This window comes from Tepidimonas sp. (assembly GCF_029335975.1).
GTDB lineage: Bacteria > Pseudomonadota > Gammaproteobacteria > Burkholderiales > Burkholderiaceae_C > Tepidimonas.
The window spans coordinates 1-3,849 of sequence record NZ_JARJMT020000050.1; the positions used below are offsets into that span (position 1 = coordinate 1).

The window sequence follows — 3,849 nt, forward strand, 5'->3', positions numbered from 1 at the left end:
GCAGGCCTCGACAAAATCGGCCTGTCGGCTGTCGCCTAGCCATTCCCAGGCCAGCAGGCGGTGTTGCAAATCGCGCACCTGCGACTCGCCCTTCATGTGGTCCTGCTCCAGTTGGGCAATGACCGAAAGCAGCGCCGGTTCACGCTTGGCCACGCGCGGAAAGAGCAGATCGGACTCTTTCGGATGGTGCAGCCGCTCCGGAAATTCGTCGATGTAAAACAGCATCGCGCGCAGCGTGTCGAAAAAGCGCGCTCGGTCTTCGTCCGGTCCACGGCGAACCAGCCACAGCAAGGACTGCAACATGGCGCCCAAGGCCGCGTGCTCATCACGGATGGTGCGCAAAGCGCTCGAGGGGTGCATGGGTGGCCTCCTGCCCGAAACAGGGTCCATCGGTCCTCAGACCGACGCCGACCGAGCATGCCGCCAAAAGGCCCCCCATATCTTGACGCACATCAAGAACGGGGTTCGGCTAGGGAGCCCCGACCCCTTGGGCGGGGCGCCAGCGCGTCAACCACAAGGCATTCGATACCACGCTGACCGAGCTGGCCGCCATCGCTGCGCCGGCGAACATCGGGTCCAGCACGCCCAGGGCCGCCAGCGGAATCCCCGCGACGTTGTAGACGAAAGCCCAAAACAGGTTCTGCCGGATCTTGCGGACCGTGCGCGCCGAAATCTCCAACGCCGCAGGTACCAGCGCTGGGTCGCCGCGCAGCAGCGTGATGCCGGCGGCGTGCATGGCGATGTCGGTGCCGTTACCCATGGCAATGCCCACATCGGCCGCCGCCAGCGCTGGCGCATCGTTGACGCCGTCGCCTACCATCGCCACTGCGCCAGCGCGCCCTTGCCAACGCCGCACCACGGCGGCTTTGTCAGCCGGCAACACCTCGGCTTCGACCTCGCCAACCTCGGGCCGCAAGCCCAGACGCCGCGCCATGGCCTCGGCGGCCGCCCGCTGGTCACCAGAGATCATGACCAGGTTCAGACCCCGCGCGCGCAATTCGGCAATGGCCTGGGCAGCCCCGGGTTTGGGCTCGTCGGCAAAGGCCAGCAGCGCCAATGGGCGCCAGGTGCCATCCTTGCCCCAAGCCAGCACGGCCAGCGTGGCACCCGCCGCTTGCTGCTCGGCCATGGCCAAGGCCCAAGCGTCCGGCAGCCCTGCCCCTGGCTGCAGCGGGCAACCCAAATCCGCCATCCAGCCTGGGCTGCCCAGGGCCAGCGTCGCGCCTTCGACAGTGCCTTGAACCCCGCGACCCGGCACCGTCTGGATATCACGGGCCGGCGTCGGCAGGGCGTTGCCCAATGCGGCCAAGACCGCCTTGGCCAGCGGATGGCTGCTGCCCAGCTGCAACGCGCCCGCCGTGCGCAGCGCAGCCGCTTCGTCCACACCGGGGGCGGGCACCAAGGCAACCAAGCGCGGATGTCCGACGGTGAGGGTGCCCGTCTTGTCGAAGGCCACGGTGCGCACACGTTGGGCGACCTCCAGGGCCTCGGCATCCTTGATCAAAATACCGTGGCGCGCCGCCGCCCCCGTCCCCGCCATGAGGGCTGTGGGGGTGGCCAGCCCCAGCGCACACGGACAAGCAATGACGAGTACCGCCACCGCATGGAGCACGGCCTGCTCGCCATCGGCACCCCCGACCGTGATCCACAAGACCCCGGTGGCCACAGCGACCAACACCACCATCGGGACAAACACCGCCGCCACCCGATCCACCAGCCGCTGCACGGGTGCCTTGTGGGCCTGCGCATCTTGCACCATGGCAATGATGCGCTGCAACACCGATTGCGCACCGGTCGCGGTGACCCGCAGTTCGATCGATCCATCGCCATTGAGGCTGCCGCCGGTCACGGTGTCTCCCACTGCCTTGGCGACCGGCACTGGCTCACCAGTGAGCATGGATTCGTCCACCTGGGTGCAGCCCTGCTCCACGATGCCATCGGCCGGGATACGTTCGCCCGCGCGCACCAGCACCCGGTCGCCGATCAGCAGTTCGGCAACGGGGACATCCTGCATCGTTTCGCGGTGTACCCCATCGGGCAACAAATGCGCCACCGCTGGCTGCAGCGTCTGCAATGCGCGGATCGCCGCCTTGGTGCGGCGCTTGGCACGCGCCTCCAGCCACTTGCCCAGACGCACCAGCGTGATCACGACCGCGCTGGTCTCGAAATAGAGATGGGGCATCTCTTCGAGCGGCGTGTGCCACCAAAGCCAGACACTCATGCCCCAGGCGGCGGTCGTCCCCAGCGCAACCAACAGTTCCATGTTGCCGCTGCCACTGCGCAGGGCGTGCCAGCCGGCGCGGTAAAACCGCGCACCCAGCCCAAACTGCACTGGGGTAGCCAGTAGAAACTGCCACCATGCCGGCACCATCAGGTGCACGCCGAACACCATGGCGATCATCGGCAACACCAGCGGCACGCAGAGCACGCCCCCGACCAGCACCCACACGCCCTCGCGTCGTAAGGCCTGCCGGGCCTGCGCCTCGTCGTCGTCGCTGCTCGCCAACGGCCGTGGCTCGTAGCCGGCGTCGCGCACGGCGCGCTGCAAGCGGGCGAGCAGTTCGGCCTCATGCTCGGCATCGGTGCACCACTGTAGACGGGCGGTTTCCGTGGCCAGGTTGACACTGGCGTGGGTGACGCCAGGCACACGCTGCAGCGCCCGCTCCACCCGCGCTACGCACGACGCACAGGTCATGCCCCCGATACCCAGATCGCATTGCCCGCTGGCCCCGGCTTCGACCGGGGTGTCCAGCCGGGATGCTGCCGAGGTGAGTCCTTCCGCCATAGACCGAGTATGCCGCAGCAACCCCGGCGGCGTATGATGAACCGATCGATCCACTCCTCCAACGCCATGAAACACATTTTTACTGTCACGGGCATGTCGTGCGGTCATTGCGTCCGGGCGATCACCCAGGCCGTCCGCGCGCTCGATCCGCAAGCCACGGTTCAGGTTGATCTGGACGCCCAGCGCGTCGAAGTCGAATCGCAACAACCCCACACCGCACTGGCCGACGCCATCCGGTACGAGGGTTACACCGTCGTGGACTGACCGGCAGCACTGGGGCGGGCCTTTACAGCTCGCCCCGCCTTGCTTTCCTCCCCTTTTTTCTTTGCTTCGCCTCGTCCGTCCCTGCGGCCGGGGCGTTGTCGCGTCTGGGCCACGGCAGAGGCTGAACCGCGTTTTGTACAAACCTGTGCAAAAAAATGGGACAAGCCAGCCGTTATTCACAGACTGAGCGATGTTCGCCTGGGTTGTTCGCATCCATCCCGGCGCTCATGCGGAAGGCACTCACAGAGTCATGAACGATGTAAGTGCTTGTCACGTCGAAAAAATCTTCGCTTGTCCACGGATAACCGCGCATTTCTAGCTACCACGACTACCCGTCATGACGATCACAAAGAAAAAGGAGAACAACGCCAAGCATGGTCTGGCATGCCCGCCGCGCGTAAGGGTCGATCCGCTGCCCTGCGCTGCTAAGATGCGCACCGAGAACATGCCCCATGTCCAGCACGCCCTTGTCACCCCCTGCCATCGAAATCCGCCACGGCCAAATGCCCTTGGTGGTGGCCCGCCTGCGCGGCCCGGATGTGGACGCGGCGTTGTCGGAACTGGAGCAACGCTACGGCGACGCGCCAGGTTTTTTCGAAGACGATCCCGTCTTGCTGGATTTGTCGGCGTGGACAGGGGCAGACCGTGGCCCCACACCACTGGAGCGCCAAGCCCTGCTGGATGGACTGCAGCGCATCGGCCTGCGACCGCTGGCCTTCCACGGGGGACCCGCAGGCTGGCAAACGGCCCTGCGTGAATGCGGCTTGCTCATGGGCGAGGGGCAGGCCCCTGTGGCGCAA

General features: G+C 66.4%; 3 protein-coding genes and 1 pseudogene. 2 read left to right on the forward strand and 2 right to left on the reverse strand.

Translation table 11 applies throughout. The features are described 5' to 3' along the window. Both P3W97_RS02735 and P3W97_RS02740 read right to left on the reverse strand, forming a co-directional pair. Positions 1–360, reverse strand: a 360-nt coding sequence (locus P3W97_RS02735; protein ID WP_300843547.1) for a hemerythrin domain-containing protein, incomplete at its 3' end; no start/stop codon positions are given. 109 nt (positions 361–469) lie between these two features. Beyond that, positions 470–2,785, reverse strand: a complete 2,316-nt coding sequence (locus P3W97_RS02740) for a cation-translocating P-type ATPase (RefSeq protein ID WP_300843549.1) — start codon at positions 2,783–2,785, stop codon at positions 470–472. Between the two features lie 66 nt (positions 2,786–2,851). On the opposite strand from P3W97_RS02740, the gene P3W97_RS02745 reads away from it, so the two are divergent. Then, positions 2,852–3,049, forward strand: a complete 198-nt coding sequence (locus P3W97_RS02745; protein WP_300843552.1) for a heavy-metal-associated domain-containing protein — start codon at positions 2,852–2,854, stop codon at positions 3,047–3,049. Positions 3,050–3,501: 452 nt separating this feature from the next. Beyond that, a pseudogene (locus P3W97_RS02750) lies at positions 3,502–3,849 on the forward strand (hypothetical protein); the annotation flags it as partial.

Coding starts and splice junctions, on each gene's coding strand:
- P3W97_RS02745 (WP_300843552.1), top strand. CDS start 2,852: ATGAAACACATTTTTACTGTCACGGGCATGTCGTGCGGTCATTGCGTC.
- P3W97_RS02740 (WP_300843549.1), bottom strand. CDS start 2,785: ATGGCGGAAGGACTCACCTCGGCAGCATCCCGGCTGGACACCCCGGTC.